Below are 16,941 nucleotides of genomic sequence, written 5' to 3' on the forward strand. Positions count from 1 at the left end.
AGGCCCTTCTTCTTCGACGAGTTCGCGGCCTCAGGCCGCGTCGGGGCCGTAGACCTCGACGCTGTCCGAAACGCGACGCACGTGGATGCAGTCTCCCGGGCACTCCTTCGCCGAGTCCACGACATCACGCAGAAGCGGCAGCGGTACGGGCGTTGTGGCGCCCGGCGCCTGCAGGAGCTCGTCGTCACCGCTCTTCACATAGGCCAGACCGTCGATGTCCAGCTCGAAGACCTCGGGCGCGTACTGCGCGCAGATCCCGTCGCCGGTACAGAGGTCCTGGTCGATCCAGACCTCCAGGAGATCGCGGCCCTCGGGGCCGGTCCCAGCTTCGTCCTGCACGGTCATTTCTCCTGCCGATCGCTGCGTCGAGCGAACCGACTCGAGGACAAGTCGGGCCAGCCCTGACGGGTGTTGAACGCTTCGACGATACAACCGCCCGCTTTCCGATGTTGTTGGGTGGGTATTCACCTGGCGTGAGGGAGAGCGCAAGGGTGAAGATCGGACACACCTCGACCGTCTTTGTGATCTAGGGGTTTCAATCGACACCCACCCAGGTAGGGTCTGGAAGCGTCCAGCTCCCCTTGGAGGAGGTGAGGACCGTGGCAGCACACGACGACGACATCAACCGCGGCATCCGGCCGGGGCGAGGGTCTGATGACCCCGCCGGTCAGGTTGCCTATCTCGAGCAGGAAATCGCCGTCCTGCGACGCAAGCTCGCCGACTCTCCGCGGCATACGAGAATTCTCGAAGAGCGGATCGTCGAGCTGCAGACCAACCTGGCCGGCGTGTCCGCACAGAACGAGCGGCTCGCCAACACGCTCCGTGAGGCCCGCGACCAGATCGTGGCCCTCAAGGAGGAAGTCGACCGGCTCGCGCAGCCGCCGGCCGGCTTCGGGGTCTTCCTCGTGGCGAACGAGGACGGCACGGCGGACATCTTCACCGGGGGCCGCAAGCTCCGGGTGAACGTCAGCCCCAGCGTGGAGCTCGAAGAGCTCAGGCGCGGCCAGGAAGTCATGCTCAACGAAGCGCTCAACGTGGTCGAGGCCATGGAGTACGAGAGCGTGGGGGACATCGTCACCCTCAAGGAGATCCTCGAGGACGGCGAGCGTGCCCTGGTGGTCGGGCACACCGACGAGGAGCGAGTGGTCAGGCTCGCCGAACCACTCCTCGACGTCACCATCCGCCCGGGCGACGCACTCCTGCTCGAACCCCGCTCCGGCTACGTCTACGAAGTGGTTCCCAAGAGCGAGGTCGAAGAACTCGTCCTCGAAGAGGTACCGGACATCGGCTACGAGCAGATCGGCGGCCTGGGCAACCAGATCGAGCTGATCCGCGACGCGGTCGAACTGCCCTACCTCTATCCGGACCTCTTCAGGGAGCACGAACTGCGGCCGCCCAAGGGCGTCCTGCTGTACGGGCCCCCCGGCTGCGGCAAGACGCTGATCGCGAAGGCCGTCGCCAACTCCCTTGCCAAGAAGGTCGCCGAGGTGACCGGAGCGGCACAGGGGAAGAGCTTCTTCCTCAACATCAAGGGCCCCGAGCTCCTCAACAAGTACGTCGGCGAGACCGAGCGCCACATCCGCCTGGTCTTCCAGCGTGCGAGGGAGAAGGCGAGCGAGGGCACCCCCGTCATCGTCTTCTTCGACGAGATGGAATCCCTCTTCCGCACCCGCGGATCCGGAGTCAGCTCGGACGTGGAGAACACCATCGTCCCCCAGCTGCTCGCCGAGATCGACGGCGTGGAAGGCCTGGAGAACGTCATCGTCATCGGTGCCTCGAACCGTGAGGACATGATCGACCCCGCGATCCTGCGGCCCGGACGACTCGACGTGAAGATCAAGATCGAGCGCCCCGACGCCCAGGCGGCGAAGGACATCTTCGCCAAGTACCTCACCGAGCGGCTCCCGCTGCACGCGGACGACCTCGCCGAGCACAGCGCCGACCGGCGGACCACTGTGGACGGCATGATCCAGTCCGTCGTGGAGCAGATGTACGCGGAGTCCGAGGAGAACCGCTTCCTCGAGGTGACGTACGCCAACGGCGACAAGGAAGTCCTGTACTTCAAGGACTTCAACTCCGGCGCCATGATCGAGAACATCGTGGGACGCGCCAAGAAGATGGCCATCAAGGCCTTCCTCGACGCCGACCAGAAGGGCATCAGGGTCTCTCACCTCCTGCAGGCTTGCATCGACGAGTTCAAGGAGAACGAGGACCTGCCCAACACCACCAACCCGGACGACTGGGCCCGCATCTCCGGCAAGAAGGGCGAACGGATCGTGTACATCCGTACGCTCGTCACCGGAAAGCAGGGCGCGGACACCGGACGCTCCATCGACACGGTGGCGAACACCGGTCAGTACCTGTAGAAGACAGGGCGGCTGCGGGTGTCCTTCGTGGGTACCCGCAGCTGTCTGTTTTTCAATGAACGCAATGATCTCCCCACCAGCGCAAAGGCGCTCTAGGCTCTTCGGTACCGCCGAGCGCGCAGTGCGGGGACGGGCACCGCACACGCACCGGAGAACCAGCGGTACTTGAGCGCCGCACCCGAATGGGAGCGCCGCCGGGCAAGGAGGGCCGCATGACCGTACGGCGAGTAATGGGCATCGAGACGGAGTACGGCATCTCCGTCCCCGGCCACCCGAACGCCAATGCCATGCTCACCTCGTCCCAGATCGTCAACGCCTACGCCGCGGCGATGCACCGGGCGCGACGCGCCCGCTGGGACTTCGAGGAGGAGAACCCGCTGCGGGACGCACGGGGCTTCGACCTCGCACGTGAGACCGCCGATGCCAGTCAGCTCACCGACGAGGACATCGGCCTCGCCAACGTGATCCTCACCAATGGGGCGCGTCTCTACGTGGACCACGCGCACCCCGAGTACAGCTCACCCGAGGTCACCAATCCCTGGGACGCCGTCCTGTGGGACAAGGCGGGCGAACGCATCATGGCGGAGGCGGCCGAACGGGCCGCGCAGCTGCCCGGCGCCCAGCCGATCCACCTCTACAAGAACAACACCGACAACAAGGGCGCCTCGTACGGCACGCACGAGAACTACCTGATGAAGCGGGAGACCCCCTTCTCGGACATCGTGCGCCACCTGACACCGTTCTTCGTGTCCCGGCAGGTCATCACCGGCGCCGGCCGTGTCGGCATCGGCCAGGACGGCCACGAGCACGGCTTCCAGCTCAGCCAGCGCGCCGACTACTTCGAGGTCGAGGTGGGCCTGGAGACGACACTCAAGCGGCCCATCATCAACACCCGGGACGAACCGCACTCCGATGCCGAGAAGTACCGCCGCCTGCACGTCATCATCGGCGACGCGAACCTCTCCGAGATCTCGACCTATCTGAAGCTGGGCACGACGTCCCTGGTCCTCGCCATGATCGAGGACGGCTTCATCGCGGTGGATCTCGCCGTCGACCAGCCCGTGCGCACCCTCCACCAGGTCTCGCACGATCCGACGCTCAAGCGCCTGATCACGCTCCGCAGCGGCCGCACACTCACCGCTGTCCAGCTCCAGATGGAGTACTTCGAGCTGGCCCGCAAATATGTGGAGGAGCGGTACGGCTCCGAGGCCGACGAGCAGACCAAGGACGTCCTCACCCGCTGGGAAGACGTCCTGGGGCGTCTGGAGAGCGATCCGATGAGCCTCTCCGGGGAACTCGACTGGGTCGCCAAGCGGGAGCTCATGGAGGGCTACCGCCGCCGTGACAGCCTCGACTGGGACGCGGCGCGGCTGCACCTGGTCGACCTCCAGTACGCGGACGTACGGCCCGACAAGGGCCTCTACAACCGTCTGGTGGCACGCGGCAAGATGAAGCGCCTCCTGGAGGAGCCACAGGTCGAGCGCGCCCAGACGAAGCCTCCGGAGGACACGCGCGCGTACTTCCGCGGCCGGTGCCTGGAGCAGTACGCGGACGACGTGGCCGCGGCCTCGTGGGATTCGGTCATCTTCGACCTTCCGGGCCGCGACTCGCTCCAGCGCGTGCCCACACTGGAGCCACTGCGCGGGACACGGAACCACGTGAAGGAGCTCCTGGACCGCTGCCGCACGGCGGAGGATCTGGTACGGGTGCTCTCCGGAGGCTGAAAGACCCGGCGTGTGGGAATCATCGAGGTGGTCCCCGGACGTTGCAGTAACTACGGGGCCGATGTCAGACCTGGCTTATAGGGTCTGATCAAGTGCATCGCACCTAACGAGCGGGGTGAGGTAGATGGCGACCAAGGACACCGGCGGCGGACAGCAGAAGGCGACGCGTTCCACCGAGGAGGTCGAGGAGCAGACTGAGGAAGCGCAGGGCTCCGAAGACCTCAAGGAGCGCCAGGAGAAGCTGAGCGACGACGTGGACTCCGTCCTGGACGAGATCGACGACGTCCTCGAGGAGAACGCCGAGGACTTCGTGAGGTCCTTCGTGCAAAAGGGCGGGCAATAAGCGGGCGTGGCGGCCGAGGGCGCGTGTGGTGCCGGGAGTGCGTGGCGCAGTACGGGGCCGCGCATGACCGGCGGCGTCCACGCGAACCGATGTGAACTGCCTCAACGCCCCAGCCGTACATGTGGATCACTGCCATGAGGCGGGTAGGGTCCCTGACGTACTGTGCTTCAACTGCAATTCGGCCATCGGCAAGTTGGGATCCGACCCCGGCACCGTCCGCCGTGCGGCCGCATACCTGGAAGGAAACGCGTGGAAGCCAACACTCGTAGCACCGGGCGTCTACCAGCTGCCTTCCTGACGCCTGGTTCTTCGTCCTTCATGGACTTCCTGTCCGAGCACCAGCCCGCGATCCTGCCGGGCAACCGGCAGTTGCCGCCCACGCAGGGTGTGATCGAGGCGCCGCACGGCACGACGATCGTGGCGACGACGTTCCCCGGCGGCGTCGTGCTCGCCGGTGACCGGCGGGCGACCATGGGCAATGTCATCGCGCAGCGCGACATCGAGAAGGTCTTCCCGGCCGACGAGTACTCCGCCGTCGGCATCGCCGGCACCGCCGGTCTCGCCGTGGAGATGGTCAAGCTCTTCCAGCTGGAGCTTGAGCACTTCGAGAAGGTCGAGGGTGCCACGCTCTCCCTGGAGGGCAAGGCCAATCGTCTCTCCACGATGATCCGGTCGAATCTGGGAATGGCCATGCAGGGCCTGGCCGTTGTCCCGCTCTTCGCGGGGTATGACGTCGACCGCGAGAAGGGGCGCATCTTCAGTTACGACGTCACGGGCGGCCGTTCCGAGGAGCACGGTTTCGCGGCCACCGGCTCCGGTTCGGTCTTCGCGCGCGGTGCGATGAAGAAGCTCTACCGCAACGACCTGACAGAGCAGGAAGCGACGACGCTCGTCGTGCAGGCGTTGTACGACGCCGCGGACGACGACTCGGCGACGGGTGGCCCGGATGTCGCCCGCCGCATCTATCCGATCGTGACTGTGATCTCCGACGAGGGTTTCCGGAGGCTGGCGGACGACGAGTCCTCCGAGATCGCCCGCTCGATCCTTGAGCGGCGCCTGGAGCAGCCCGACGGCCCGCGGGCCTCGCTGCTCTGATCGATCCGTATTCGCCACTGACTGAGTCACTGACAGAAAGGGACGGATAGCCGGTGTCGACGCCGTTCTATGTCTCACCCCAGCAGGCCATGGCCGACCGGGCGGAATACGCCCGCAAGGGCATCGCCCGTGGTCGCAGCCTTGTTGTGCTGCAGTTCGCCGATGGCATCGTGTTCGTCGGCGAGAACCCGTCCCGTGCGCTGCACAAGTTCAGCGAGATCTATGACCGGATCGGCTTCGCGGCCGCCGGCAAGTACAACGAGTACGAGAACCTCCGGATCGGCGGCGTGCGGTACGCCGATCTCCGTGGGTACACGTACGACCGCGACGATGTGACGGCCCGTGGGCTCGCGAACGTCTATGCCCAGACGCTGGGCACGATCTTCTCGAGCCAGGCGGAGAAGCCCTACGAGGTGGAGTTGGTCGTCGCCGAGGTGGGCGCCACGGCTGACGCCGATCAGATCTACCGGCTGCCGCATGACGGTTCGATCGTGGACGAGCACGGCTCGGTCGCGGTCGGCGGCAATGCCGAGCAGATCAGCACGTATCTCGATCAGCGTCATCGTGACGGGATGTCGCTCGCCGAGGCGCTGAAGCTGGCCGTGCAGTCGCTGTCCCGCGACACCAACGGCAGCGAGCGGGAGATCCCCGCGGAGCGGCTCGAGGTGGCGGTCCTCGACCGTACGAGGCCGCAGCAGCGGAAGTTCAAGCGGATCGTCGGGCGTCAGCTCGCGCGGCTGCTCGAAGGCGGTGCGTCGGCGCCCACGGACGCCGAGTCCGACAACGAAGAGCCGGACGCCGACTCCGGTTCGGACTCCGGGTCCGGCTCCGGCTCCGGGTCCACCGAGGAGTAGTCCGGTTCGTCGTGTGCGCCCCGTGTCCTGGCCGTGAGGCCGGGGCGCGGGGCGCCCGCATGTGTGGAGGGGCTAGCGGGCCGCGGGGGCCGTCGAGCCGCGGATCACGAGCTCGACGGGGAGGGTGTCGGGCCGGGGCCTGTGGCCGTCGAGGACGGCGAGCAGGGCCGTCATGCCGCGTTCCCCGAACTGTTCCGCGGGCAGCCGCACGGTGGTGAGTTCGGGTTCCACGGCGGTCGCCAGAGTGAGGTCGTCGAAGCCGGTCACCGAGAGGTCCTCGGGCACGCGCAGGCCCAGTCTGCGGGCCGCCTTGCAGGCACCCGCGGCGAGGATGTCGTCGTCGCAGACGAGCGCGGTGGGGCGGGGCCCCGGCGCGCGGAGGGCGGCCTCGGCGGCCGTGCGGGCGTCGTCGACGGTGAGGGGTGCCCGGACGGTGCGTACGGCCGCGTCGGTGCCCCTCAGCGCCTCCGCGAGGGCCTCGGAGCGTACGTCGAAGGTCCAGGAGTCGACGCCCGCGGCCAGGTGCAGGAAGTCGCGGTGGCCCAGGGCCAGCAGATGCTCGGCCGTCCGGCGCATGCCGTCGCCGATGTCGAGGTTGACGGTGGCCGCGCCGAGGCTGCCCGCCGGGTCGCTGTCGAGCATGACCAGGGGGAGCGCGTCGCCCTGGATGGTGGCGAGGGCGTCGGAGGCGATGGAGGAGGCGAGGATCCCGTCGAGGGCGGCGCGGCTGGAGTCGAAGGGGTCGCGGGCGGGGCCGATGCCGTCGGGGGAGGGGTAGAGGACGACTCCGAAGCCGTTCTCGGCGGCGACGCGGGCGGCCCCGGTGTAGACGCGGGCGAAGAACTCGTTCGTGAGGGCGGGGACCACGAGGAGGGCCGTCCTGGTGCGGCCGAGGCGGAGATTGCGGGCCGCGAGGTTCGGGCGGTAGCCCAGCTCGCGGGCGGTGTCACGGACGCGTTCCGCGGTGCGCTCGGCGACGCGCCCGCGCCACTTCTCGCCGAACACGAGGGAGACGGTGGCCTGGGACACCCCGGCGGCCCGTGCGACGTCGCGGCTCGTGGGGCGTGGCCCTGCGGCCTCCTGCTGTGGCCCGGCCACTTCTGGTACCTCCCAGGTCGGTCCCGCGGGGCGCGATCGGGGTGGACCCGCGGTGAGCGCTCATGGTACGTATGATGCCCGAAGTTATACGTAAAACCTCGGTGTGACGGCACCAGGGGGAGGGGCGGGAAGCATGGCTGCCGGATACGCGGAGATCCTCCGGACGAGATACGCCGGGCGGCTGCTGGCGGGCACCCTCGTGGGCCGGCTGCCGAACGCGACGGCCGCGATCGCCATCGTGCTGTTCATCCGCGCCGAGGGCGGCACGTACAGCCTGGCCGGCGCTCTCGCCGCGGTGTACGGCGTGGCCAACGCGGTGGGGCAGCCGCTGCTCGGCCGCCTGGTGGACCTGTACGGGCAGCCGCGCGTCCAGCTCCCCTCGGCGCTCGTCTCCGCCCTCGGCATGGCGGGCTTCGCCTTCACCGGTCCCGATTCGCTCGGCCTGGCGTACGTGGCGGTGGGCGTGGCCGGCCTCTTCACGCCACCCCTGGAGGGCGGCCTGCGCGCGCTGTGGCCGAGCGTCCTGGGCAAGGAGGAGCAGGTGCACACGGCGTACGCCATGGACGCCATCGCCCAGGAAGTCATGTTCACTGTCGGACCGTTGCTCATCACGGGCTGTGTCGCGCTCTGGTCGGAGCAGGCCGCGCTGCTCGTCGTGAACGTCATCGGCCTGCTGGGCGCCCTCTCCGTGGTGATGTCGAAGCCCTCGCGCGCGTGGCGCTCGGCACCCCGTGAGGCGCACTGGCTCGGCGCGCTGCGCTCACCCGGGCTCATCGCGCTGCTCGGCGCGTTCCTGTTCATCGGCATGGCGCTCGGCTCCATCACCGTCGCCGGGGTGTCGTACGCCGACGGGCACGGCGGGGACGCGGTGTACGGCTGGATGATGGCGGCGCTCGGGCTCGGCGCCCTCGTCGGAGGTTCGGTGTACGGGGCGCGGCAGTGGGCCGGCGTGCCGGAGAAGCGGCTGACCGGCCTGGTGGCCCTGCTCGCCCTCTGCTACTGGCCGTTGACGCTGATGCCCGGCGCGGTCGCCATGACGGTGCTCGCGGCCGTCGCGGGCGTGTTCCTCGCGCCGGCGCTCGCGTGCGCGTTCATCATCGTCGACCGGCACGCCCCGCGGGGCACCGTCACCGAGGCGTTCTCCTGGCTCGTGACCACGTTCACGGTGGGCGCGTCGCTCGGCACGGCCGCCGCGGGGCCGGTCGTCGAGTGGGGCGGGACCCGGTGGGGCTTCGCCGTTCCGGGGCTCGCGGGAATCGCCGCGCTGCTTGTTCTGCTGGCCACGGCGCGGGCGCTCGCGCTGCCCGCAGAATCGGCGGTCGTTGCGGGTTCATCGGAAAATGATCGAAACGGTGCCGTCGAACCCGGTTTCAGGGCAGGGCATCAGGCGTAATGTTCAGTCATGGACCGCCGCATTTTCGGGCTGGAGAATGAGTACGGCGTCACGTGCACGTTTAGGGGACAGCGCCGTCTGTCGCCTGACGAGGTGGCGCGCTACCTCTTCCGCCGTGTTGTCTCATGGGGCCGCAGCAGCAACGTCTTTCTGCGGAACGGCGCCCGCCTCTATCTTGACGTCGGGTCACATCCGGAATACGCGACACCGGAATGTGACAACGTGACCGAGCTGGTCACCCACGACAAAGCGGGCGAGCGCATTCTGGAAGGCCTGCTCGTCGACGCCGAACGCCGCCTGCACGAGGAGGGAATCGCGGGCGACGTCTATCTCTTCAAGAACAACACCGACTCGGCGGGAAACTCCTACGGCTGCCACGAGAACTATCTGGTGGCCCGGCACGGGGAGTTCTCGCGGCTCGCGGACATCCTCATTCCCTTCCTCGTCACGCGACAGCTGCTCTGCGGCGCGGGCAAGGTGCTGCAGACTCCGCGCGGCGCCGTGTACTGCGTCAGCCAGCGTGCCGAGCACATCTGGGAAGGGGTCTCCTCCGCGACCACCCGCTCCCGGCCGATCATCAACACCCGCGACGAACCGCACGCGGACGCCGAGCGCTACCGCAGGCTGCACGTCATCGTCGGCGACTCGAACATGTCCGAGACGACCATGCTCCTGAAGGTCGGTGCCACCGACCTCGTCCTGCGCATGATCGAAGCGGGCACGGTGATGCGGGACCTGACCCTGGAGAACCCGATCCGGGCGATCCGCGAGGTCAGTCACGACATCACGGGCCGCCGCAAGGTGCGCCTGGCCAGCGGCCGCGAGGCATCGGCCCTCGAAGTCCAGCGCGAGTACTACGAGAAGGCCGTGGACTTCGTGGAGCGCCGCGGCATCCGCACGGGCACGGTCGAACAGGTCCTCGAGCTGTGGGGCCGCACGCTCGACGCGATCGAGGCCGAGGACCTCGACCGCATCGGCACCGAGATCGACTGGGTCATGAAGTACAAGCTCATCGAGCGGTACCGAGCGAAGAACAACATGACCATGTCGCATCCCCGGGTCGCGCAGATAGACCTCGCGTATCACGACATCCACCGCCGTCGCGGGCTGTACTACCTCCTGGAGAGGAAGGGCCAAGCCGCCCGCATCTGCAACGACTTGAAGATCTTCGAAGGCAAGTCGGTGCCGCCGCAGACCACCCGCGCGCGGCTGCGCGGCGACTTCATCCGCAGGGCCCAGGAGCAGCGCCGCGACTTCACGGTCGACTGGGTGCACCTGAAGCTCAACGACCAGGCACAGCGCACGGTGTTGTGCAAGGACCCCTTCCGGTCGGTGGACGACCGGGTGGAGAAACTGATCGCCGGTATGTAACCCCTGATACAGGAGATGCGTTGCGGGAACGCAACGCGGGGCGCCGTACGTTCCTCGTACGGCGCCCTTCTCCATGCGTAGAGTTGCGCGCACGCCAACCGACAAGATCGACCGATACGAGGCCCCCACCGTGCGCCGACGCTCACTTCTCCTTGCTGTTCCGGCCGGCCTGCTCACGCTGGCCGGCTGTGGTGACGACAAAAAGGCCGACAAGGCCAAGTCAAGCGACAGCCCGTCCCCTTCCAACTCGACGTCGGCCGCGCCGACGGCGAAGATCGTTGACGGGCCCGTGCCCGAGATCACGAAGGGGACGAAGTTCGGGCAGAAGCCGACCGTCGCCAAGGGGTCCGGCAAGCCGTCGTCGGACCTCGCGGTCAAGACGCTGATCGAGGGCAAGGGCGACGAGGTCAAGAAGGGCGACTACCTCCAGGCCAACTACCTCGGCCAGATCTGGGCCACGGCGAAGGTCTTCGACAACTCGTACGACCGGGGCAACCCCACGGTCTTCCCGATCGGCGTCGGTCAGGTCATCCCCGGCTGGGACCAGGCTCTGGTCGGCAAGAAGCTCGACAGCCGCGTGGAGCTCGCGATCCCGCCGAAGATGGGTTACGGCACCGAGGGCAACAAGCAGGCGGGCATCAAGGGCACGGACACGCTGGTGTTCGTCGTGGACCTCGTGGGCACCTTCACGAACAAGAGCTCGGCCAAGGGCAAGGAGGTCGCGCAGTCCAACATCGACCTCCCCAAGGTCGGCACGAACACGGACGGCAAGGCCCCCAAGATCGACGTCCCGAAGAAGGCCGCCCCGAAGAAGCTCGTCGCGAACTACATCCTCGAGGGCGACGGCGACGAGATCAAGGCGACCGACAGCCTCCTGTGCCAGTACAAGGGCGTGCTGTGGGCCGACGGCAAGGAGTTCGACTCCTCGTACAAGCGCAGCGAGCTCGCCTCGTTCCAGCTGGCGCAGGTCGTCAAGGGCTGGGCGCAGGGCCTGACCGGCAAGAAGGTCGGCAGCCGCGTCCTGGTCGTCGTCCCGCCGGATCTCGGTTACGGCGACCAGCCCCCGCAGGGCAGCACCATCAAGAAGGACTCCACGCTGGTCTTCTCCGTGGACATCCTCGCGAAGATGTGATGCCGGGCAAGATGCAAGACTGTCCGCGCATGACCATCCGTATCAAGCAGGAGCATTTTCGTGAGCATTGACAAGCCCGAGGTCGACTTCCCGGTCGGCGAGCCGCCGGCCGAACTGCAGATCAAGGAAATCTGGGAGGGTGACGGGGCGGTCGCCAAGGCGGGCGACTTCGTCAAGGTCCACTACGTGGGCGTCGCCTTCAGCAGCGGCGAGGAGTTCGACGCCAGCTGGAACCGCGGCACCCCGCTGGAGTTCCAGCTCGGCGCCGGCCAGGTCATCGCCGGCTGGGACCAGGGCGTCCAGGGCATGAAGGTCGGTGGCCGGCGCGAGCTGACCATCCCCTCCCACCTCGCGTACGGCGACCGCGGCGCCGGTGGCGGCCGTATCGCGCCCGGCGAGACGCTGATCTTCGTCTGCGACCTCGTGGGCGTCTGAGCGACGACTGGGGCCAGGGTCTGATCAGACCTGTCCACCGAGGGTCCATGCCTGTCCTGGCATGGGCCCTCGGCTTTTGCCGGGACACCCCGGGGCGGTACGGTCGGCGGTCGGAAGCACTGTTGAGAAAGGGCGTCGATGGCCATTGCCAAGGCCGAGCGGCTGATGAATCTGGCGCTGTGTCTGCTCGGGACCCGGCGACCGCTCAGCAAGCGCGAGCTGCGTGAGTCCATCGAGGCCTATCTGGAGGCGGGGTCCGACGACTCCTTCAACCGGATGTTCGAGCGCGACAAGGACGATCTGCGCGAACTCGGCCTGGTCATCGAGACGGTGGAGAACCTCGACGGCGAGGTGGGCTATCTCGCGCGCCGCGACAGCAACCGCCTCCCGCCCATCACCATCGACGCCGAGGAGGCCGCCGCGCTCGGCCTCGCCGCCAAGGTCTGGCAGCAGGCACGCCTCGCCGGAGCGGCCAGTGGCGCCCTGCAGAAGCTGCGCGCCGCAGGCCTTCCGGAGGACGCCGAGCCGCAGGGGGCGCACAGCGCCCTGGAGCCGCGCATCCCCGTGCACGAGGCGTCCTTCGAGCCGCTGATGCTCGCCTGCCGCGACCGCCGCCCCGTCGTCTTCGACTACCGCAAGGCCACCGCGGCACGCCCCGAGCAGCGTCACGTCGAGCCGTGGGCCCTGGAGTGCTGGCGCGGCCACTGGTACCTCGCGGGCTGGGACCGCGACCGCGGCGCCGAGCGCGTCTTCAGGCTCTCCCGCATCACCGGGAAGGTCCGCGCCCGCGCCGGCAAGTTCACCGCCGACATCCCCGATGTGGTCACGGTGCGTGAGACGGTCGCGAGCTGGGCGGGTGAGAGCGCCGACCGCTCCGCCCTGATCAGACTGCGTACGGGCGCGGGCTATCCGCTGCGCGCCAAGGCCGCCCAGATACGTGAAGTGGGCGAGGGGTGGGACGAGTTGGAGATTCCGTACGGGCACGGGCTCGACGCCTGGCTGGTGGAGTTCGGGCCCGATGTGGTGGTCCTTGAACCCGCCGAGCTGCGGGCCGACGTGGTGGACCGGCTGCGCGCCGTGGCCAAGGGCTGAGGGGACGTACGACCATGGCCTCGAACGCCATCGACCAGACCCGGCGGATGCTCTCCCTGGTGACGTATCTGCGCGAGCGCCCCGGCGCCCACGTCAGTGACGTCGCCCGCGCCTTCGGGATCACCGAGGACGAGCTGATCTCCGACCTGGACGTGCTGCCGCTGTGCGGGACCAGCTTCCGCGGCGGCGACCTGCTCGACATCGACACCGACGGCGACCGCATCTGGTGGCACAACCCGGACGACGTGGCGGCCCCCCTGCGGCTCGCCGCCGACGAGGCCACCGCGCTCCTGGTGGCCGCCCGCGCGGTCTCCACGCTGCCGGGGCTGCGCGAGAGCGACCGGCAGGCGCTGGTGCGCGCCACCGCGAAGCTGGAGACGGCGGCCGGCGAGAACGCGGGCGCCAGTGCGCGGCTCTCGGTGACCTTCGAGTCCGAGGGCGGCGTCTTCGCCGACGTCGACCGCGCCATCTCCGAGCGGCGCAGGCTCTGGCTGCGCTACTACTCGCCCGCGCGCGACGAGCTCACCGAGCGCGAGGTGGACCCGATCCGGCTCTTCGCGGTCGGGCACACGTACATGGAGGCGTGGTGCTACCTCTCCGAGGCGCGCCGCACCTTCCGCCTCGACCGGGTGGCCGAGATCAGGATCATGGACGAGCCGTCGTCGCCGCCCGAGGTCGAACTGCGCGATCTCTCCGAGGGGCTCGTGCAGCCCGCCGCCGAGGACCCCGAGGTGGTCATCGAGGTCGGCCCCGGCGGCCGCTGGGTCGCCGAGTACTACCCCCACGACAGCGCGGAGGAACGGGCCGACGGCGGTCTGCGGATCACGCTGCGCACCCCGGACCCCACCTCGCTGCGCAGGCTCGCCCTCAGGCTCGGCGGGGACGGGCACATCGTCTCGCCCGCGGATCTCGCGGACAGCGCACGGCTGGCGGCGCGTGAGGCGCTCGCGGCCTACGACAAGCACGACAAGCACGACGAGCACGATGAGCACGACCAGCACCCCGGTGGGGCGTACGACAGGCAGGAGCAAGGACGTTGAACACCAGCATCATGTCCGAGATTCCCGGAATGTCGAGAATCGCCCCCGTGCTCTTCAAGGCCGCCTGCCCCGACTGCCGCGCCCGCTTCGAACTCTCCGCGGGTGCCCTGCGATTGGTCATCGGCGCCTCGGCCCGCACCACCTTCTACTCGTTCACGTGCCCCGAGTGCGGCAACGCGGTGCGCAAGTCCGCGGGCGAGCGCATCGTCGAACTGCTCACCGGCGGCGGGGTGCGGACGCTGCGTCTGCACTCGACCGTCTAGGCTCGGCGCATGTTCTGGGCGATGCTGGCGATTGCCGCGGGGTTCTGTGGCCTCGCCGTGCTCGGCGTACTGGCGATCCGGGTCTTCATCGAGGCGCAGCGCCTCAGCACTCAGGTGACGGAGACCACACAGCGGATCAACCGCGCGGCGGAGGATCTCGAAGCGGCGGCGACCGGTGTGGCCCGTGCGGGCCGAGATGTCCTTTAGATCCTGTGAAACCCGTCGGTGCCACAGGGGCGCGCATCGACACCGCGGCCTGTCAACTTCCCTTGTCCGGCAGGTACGCTGCTGAAGTGGCCCGGAGTTGCGAGGCGCGGGCCGCAACTGGGAGTACGCACAGGGATTGCCCTGCGTTCACCCCTGAGCGTTACGATCGCTGCCAGCACGGTGGCCGGACAGCAAGTCCGGCCTGTCCGGCAGCCCCGCCCCTGCCGCCTCGGTGAGAAGGTAAAGACCTATGTTCGGAAAGATCGGCGCCCCCGAGATCATTCTCATTCTCGTCGTCATCGTTCTGCTGTTCGGCGCGAAGAAGCTTCCCGACATGGCCCGGTCGCTCGGCAAGTCCGCGCGCATCCTCAAGAGCGAGGCGAAGGCGATGAAGACGGACGGCAAGAAGGACGAAGCCGCCCCGGCCGACCCGCCCAGCGACCCTTCCGCCGCCCAGCCGCGCACCATCCAGGCCGCGCCCGGCGACGTGACCAGCTCGCGTCCGGTCACCGAGCCCACCGACAGCACGACTAAGCGCTGATCCAAGGCCGGCGACGGCCGGCCTGCCGCACGAGATGAGGACGTGGGTTGCTCAAGTCTGCCCGCAAGAAGGAACAGGATCCCGAGGGGCGGATGCCGCTTGCGGAGCACCTGCGCGAGCTCCGCAACCGGCTCGCGAAGGCCGTGCTGGCCATCATCGTCGTCGCGATCGTCGCTGCCTTCTTCTACAAGGACATCATCGAGTTCTTCACGAACCCGATCCTTAGCTCCGTAGGGTGCGAGTCGAGCTTCGCCGAGCTGGCGGACAAGGGCGGCGAGGAGACCTGCGCGCGCATCGTCCTGAACGGTCTGATCACGCCGTTCACGCTCGCGCTGAAGATCTCCCTGATGGCCGGCGTGGTGCTGGCCTCGCCGATCTGGCTCTACCAGCTGTGGGCCTTCGTGGCCCCGGGCCTGCACCGCAGCGAGAAGAAGTACGCGTACGCGTTCGTGGGCGCCGGTTTCCCGCTCTTCCTGGGCGGCGGCTTCTTCGCGTACAAGACGCTGCCGACGATGGCCCGCGTGCTGCTCGAATTCTCCCCCGGCGGTGTCGACAACCAGCTGCCCCTGGACGAGCTGATCGACCTGGTCACCCGCATGGTGATCGTCTTCGGCCTCTCCTTCGAGCTGCCGCTCCTGCTGGTGATGCTGAACCTCACCGGGGTGCTCACCGGCAAGCGGATGCTCGGCTGGTGGCGCGGCATGATCATGGGCATCACGGTCTTCGCGGCTGTGGCGACGCCCAGCACCGACCCGCTGACCATGATGATGCTCGCCGGTCCGATCTGGGTGCTGTACTTCGCGGCCACCGCCTTCTCGCTCATGAACGACCGGCGCAAGGCCAGGATCGACGCCGCGGGGCCCGATGACGACGAGGCCTCCGACCTCGACCTCACCCCCGAGGACGTCGGCGAGATCGAGCCCGTGTCCGCGAACAGGGCGCTGCCCGAGCAGGCGAGCGGCGACGGCGCGAACCGAGACCGGGTAAACGGTTTCGACGACGTGACCTGACCTTGTAGGGTCCGGCCGTGACCAGCGAGATCACCCTCTTCGTCAATCCCACCGCGGGCCGCGGCCGGGGCGCTCACGCAGCGCAGCCGGCCGCTTCGGCGTTGCGTGCCGCAGGCTTCTCCGTGCGCACGGTCATCGGCGAGGACGCCGCCGACGCGCTGCGCCGGGCCCGTGAGGCCGTCGACGCCGGTACGCGCGCGCTGATAGCCGTCGGCGGTGACGGCATGGCCAGCCTCGCCCTCCAGGCCGTCGCCCGTACGCAGACGCCCCTGGGGGTGATCGCCGTGGGCACGGGCAACGACTTCGCACGCGCCCTGGGGCTCCCGGTCCGCGATCCGGCCGCCGCAGGGACGGTCGTCGCCGACGCGCTCGAAGCGGGGCGCACGCGCGACGTCGACCTGGGGCGGGTGGGCAAGACGTGGTTCGGCACCGTGCTCGCCTCCGGCTTCGACTCGCGGGTCAACGACCGGGGCAACCGGATGCGCTGGCCCACCGGGCGCTTCAAGTACGACCTCGCGATGGCCGCCGAGCTGGCCGCCTTCCGGCCCATCCCGTACCGGATCACGCTGGACGACGGCCGGGTCCACGAGGTCGACGCGACGCTCGTCGCCGTGGGGAACGGATCGTCGTACGGCGGGGGCATGAAGATCTGCGCGCGGGCCGACATGAGCGACGGGCTCTTCGACGTCACGGTCGTCGGCGACTGCAGCCGTACGACGCTCCTGAAGGTCTTCCCGCAGGTCTACAAGGGCACGCACCTCGACCACCCCAAGGTCACCGTGTTCCGGGCCGCGAAGGTGGAGCTCGCGGCCCCGGGAGTCACCGGATACGCGGACGGGGAGCAGCTCGGCGGGCTTCCCCTGACGGCGGAGTGCGTGCCGGGGGCCGTGCGGGTCCTGGTGCCCGAAGGGCCGTGGGCGCCGTAAGGCAGATAATGATCGTCCGTTGTCAGTGGTGGCCGGTAGTCTCGAAAGCAC

At 68.6% G+C, this 16,941-nt stretch carries 18 protein-coding genes and 1 pseudogene; 17 read left to right on the forward strand and 2 right to left on the reverse strand.

Annotated elements, in window-relative coordinates; all coding sequences use genetic code 11:
• Positions 1 to 30 precede the first annotated feature (30 nt).
• Complete coding sequence (locus AC07AG_RS31950) at positions 31 to 345, reverse strand: ferredoxin (RefSeq protein WP_249590982.1); 315 nt, start codon at positions 343 to 345, stop codon at positions 31 to 33.
• Positions 346 to 599: 254 nt separating this feature from the next.
• Here AC07AG_RS31950 and arc point away from each other — a divergent pair, with 254 nt between their 5' ends.
• From arc to prcA, 6 genes and pseudogenes are all read left to right on the forward strand, one after another.
• Positions 600 to 2,366 (forward strand): proteasome ATPase, encoded by a 1,767-nt coding sequence (gene arc / locus AC07AG_RS31955; RefSeq protein ID WP_383322387.1) that lies wholly within the window; start codon positions 600 to 602, stop codon positions 2,364 to 2,366.
• A gap of 212 nt (positions 2,367 to 2,578) precedes the next feature.
• A complete protein-coding gene (gene dop / locus AC07AG_RS31960) occupies positions 2,579 to 4,090 on the forward strand; it encodes a depupylase/deamidase Dop (RefSeq protein WP_249590984.1) in 1,512 nt (503 codons plus the stop codon).
• A gap of 124 nt (positions 4,091 to 4,214) precedes the next feature.
• Positions 4,215 to 4,433 carry a ubiquitin-like protein Pup gene (locus AC07AG_RS31965; RefSeq protein WP_249590985.1) on the forward strand — a complete coding sequence of 73 codons (219 nt, stop codon included), beginning with the start codon at positions 4,215 to 4,217 and terminating at the stop codon, positions 4,431 to 4,433.
• A gap of 91 nt (positions 4,434 to 4,524) precedes the next feature.
• Positions 4,525 to 4,731 (forward strand): annotated as a pseudogene (locus tag AC07AG_RS31970) (endonuclease domain-containing protein); the annotation flags it as partial.
• Entirely contained in the window at positions 4,683 to 5,528 is an 846-nt protein-coding gene (gene prcB, locus AC07AG_RS31975; protein ID WP_344520699.1) for a proteasome subunit beta, read from the forward strand. The pseudogene AC07AG_RS31970 and the gene prcB, both read left to right, overlap by 49 nt.
• 53 nt (positions 5,529 to 5,581) lie before the next feature.
• A complete protein-coding gene (gene prcA, locus AC07AG_RS31980; RefSeq protein ID WP_478759610.1) occupies positions 5,582 to 6,382 on the forward strand; it encodes a proteasome subunit alpha in 801 nt (266 codons plus the stop codon).
• Between the two features lie 72 nt (positions 6,383 to 6,454).
• Here prcA and AC07AG_RS31985 read toward each other — a convergent pair whose 3' ends face one another.
• Entirely contained in the window at positions 6,455 to 7,480 is a 1,026-nt protein-coding gene (locus AC07AG_RS31985) for a LacI family DNA-binding transcriptional regulator (RefSeq protein ID WP_478759611.1), read from the reverse strand.
• Positions 7,481 to 7,613: 133 nt separating this feature from the next.
• On the opposite strand from AC07AG_RS31985, the gene AC07AG_RS31990 reads away from it, so the two are divergent.
• The 11 genes from AC07AG_RS31990 (at position 7,614) to AC07AG_RS32040 (ending at position 16,890) form a co-directional block, all read left to right on the forward strand.
• The gene (locus AC07AG_RS31990) at positions 7,614 to 8,873 is read left to right on the forward strand and encodes an MFS transporter (protein WP_478759612.1); all 1,260 of its coding nucleotides are present in this window, start codon (positions 7,614 to 7,616) and stop codon (positions 8,871 to 8,873) included.
• Positions 8,874 to 8,882: 9 nt separating this feature from the next.
• Complete coding sequence (gene pafA, locus AC07AG_RS31995) at positions 8,883 to 10,244, forward strand: Pup--protein ligase (protein ID WP_135334215.1); 1,362 nt, start codon at positions 8,883 to 8,885, stop codon at positions 10,242 to 10,244.
• Between the two features lie 130 nt (positions 10,245 to 10,374).
• On the forward strand, positions 10,375 to 11,376 hold the full coding sequence (locus AC07AG_RS32000) for an FKBP-type peptidyl-prolyl cis-trans isomerase (RefSeq protein WP_478759951.1): 1,002 nt from the start codon (positions 10,375 to 10,377) through the stop codon (positions 11,374 to 11,376).
• 60 nt (positions 11,377 to 11,436) lie between these two features.
• Positions 11,437 to 11,811, forward strand: a complete 375-nt coding sequence (locus tag AC07AG_RS32005) for an FKBP-type peptidyl-prolyl cis-trans isomerase (RefSeq protein WP_478759613.1) — start codon at positions 11,437 to 11,439, stop codon at positions 11,809 to 11,811.
• A 138-nt stretch (positions 11,812 to 11,949) separates the two neighbouring features.
• On the forward strand, positions 11,950 to 12,903 hold the full coding sequence (locus AC07AG_RS32010) for a helix-turn-helix transcriptional regulator (protein ID WP_478759614.1): 954 nt from the start codon (positions 11,950 to 11,952) through the stop codon (positions 12,901 to 12,903).
• A 14-nt stretch (positions 12,904 to 12,917) separates the two neighbouring features.
• On the forward strand, positions 12,918 to 13,943 hold the full coding sequence (locus AC07AG_RS32015; RefSeq protein ID WP_478759615.1) for a helix-turn-helix transcriptional regulator: 1,026 nt from the start codon (positions 12,918 to 12,920) through the stop codon (positions 13,941 to 13,943).
• Positions 13,944 to 13,954: 11 nt separating this feature from the next.
• Entirely contained in the window at positions 13,955 to 14,206 is a 252-nt protein-coding gene (locus AC07AG_RS32020; RefSeq protein ID WP_249590994.1) for a hypothetical protein, read from the forward strand.
• Positions 14,207 to 14,215: 9 nt separating this feature from the next.
• Complete coding sequence (locus tag AC07AG_RS32025; protein ID WP_249590995.1) at positions 14,216 to 14,413, forward strand: hypothetical protein; 198 nt, start codon at positions 14,216 to 14,218, stop codon at positions 14,411 to 14,413.
• 250 nt (positions 14,414 to 14,663) lie between these two features.
• Positions 14,664 to 14,954, forward strand: coding sequence for a Sec-independent protein translocase subunit TatA (tatA, locus tag AC07AG_RS32030; RefSeq protein WP_344520689.1), 291 nt, complete (start codon positions 14,664 to 14,666; stop codon positions 14,952 to 14,954).
• A gap of 47 nt (positions 14,955 to 15,001) precedes the next feature.
• The gene (tatC, locus tag AC07AG_RS32035) at positions 15,002 to 15,964 is read left to right on the forward strand and encodes a twin-arginine translocase subunit TatC (protein WP_478759616.1); all 963 of its coding nucleotides are present in this window, start codon (positions 15,002 to 15,004) and stop codon (positions 15,962 to 15,964) included.
• 17 nt (positions 15,965 to 15,981) lie between these two features.
• Positions 15,982 to 16,890 carry a diacylglycerol kinase gene (locus AC07AG_RS32040; protein ID WP_478759617.1) on the forward strand — a complete coding sequence of 303 codons (909 nt, stop codon included), beginning with the start codon at positions 15,982 to 15,984 and terminating at the stop codon, positions 16,888 to 16,890.
• Positions 16,891 to 16,941: the final 51 nt, after the last annotated feature.

This window comes from Streptomyces sp. NPDC044044, from assembly GCF_056434405.1.

What these genes read in the sequence shown, in the direction of transcription:
- AC07AG_RS32010 (WP_478759614.1), top strand. Translation starts at nt 11,950, where the DNA reads ATGGCCATTGCCAAGGCCGAGCGGCTGATGAATCTGGCGCTGTGTCTG.
- pafA (WP_135334215.1), top strand. Translation starts at nt 8,883, where the DNA reads ATGGACCGCCGCATTTTCGGGCTGGAGAATGAGTACGGCGTCACGTGC.
- tatA (WP_344520689.1), top strand. Translation starts at nt 14,664, where the DNA reads ATGTTCGGAAAGATCGGCGCCCCCGAGATCATTCTCATTCTCGTCGTC.
- AC07AG_RS31990 (WP_478759612.1), top strand. Translation starts at nt 7,614, where the DNA reads ATGGCTGCCGGATACGCGGAGATCCTCCGGACGAGATACGCCGGGCGG.
- dop (WP_249590984.1), top strand. Translation starts at nt 2,579, where the DNA reads ATGACCGTACGGCGAGTAATGGGCATCGAGACGGAGTACGGCATCTCC.
- AC07AG_RS32015 (WP_478759615.1), top strand. Translation starts at nt 12,918, where the DNA reads ATGGCCTCGAACGCCATCGACCAGACCCGGCGGATGCTCTCCCTGGTG.
- AC07AG_RS31950 (WP_249590982.1), bottom strand. Translation starts at nt 345, where the DNA reads ATGACCGTGCAGGACGAAGCTGGGACCGGCCCCGAGGGCCGCGATCTC.
- AC07AG_RS31965 (WP_249590985.1), top strand. Translation starts at nt 4,215, where the DNA reads ATGGCGACCAAGGACACCGGCGGCGGACAGCAGAAGGCGACGCGTTCC.
- AC07AG_RS32025 (WP_249590995.1), top strand. Translation starts at nt 14,216, where the DNA reads ATGTTCTGGGCGATGCTGGCGATTGCCGCGGGGTTCTGTGGCCTCGCC.
- AC07AG_RS32020 (WP_249590994.1), top strand. Translation starts at nt 13,955, where the DNA reads ATGTCCGAGATTCCCGGAATGTCGAGAATCGCCCCCGTGCTCTTCAAG.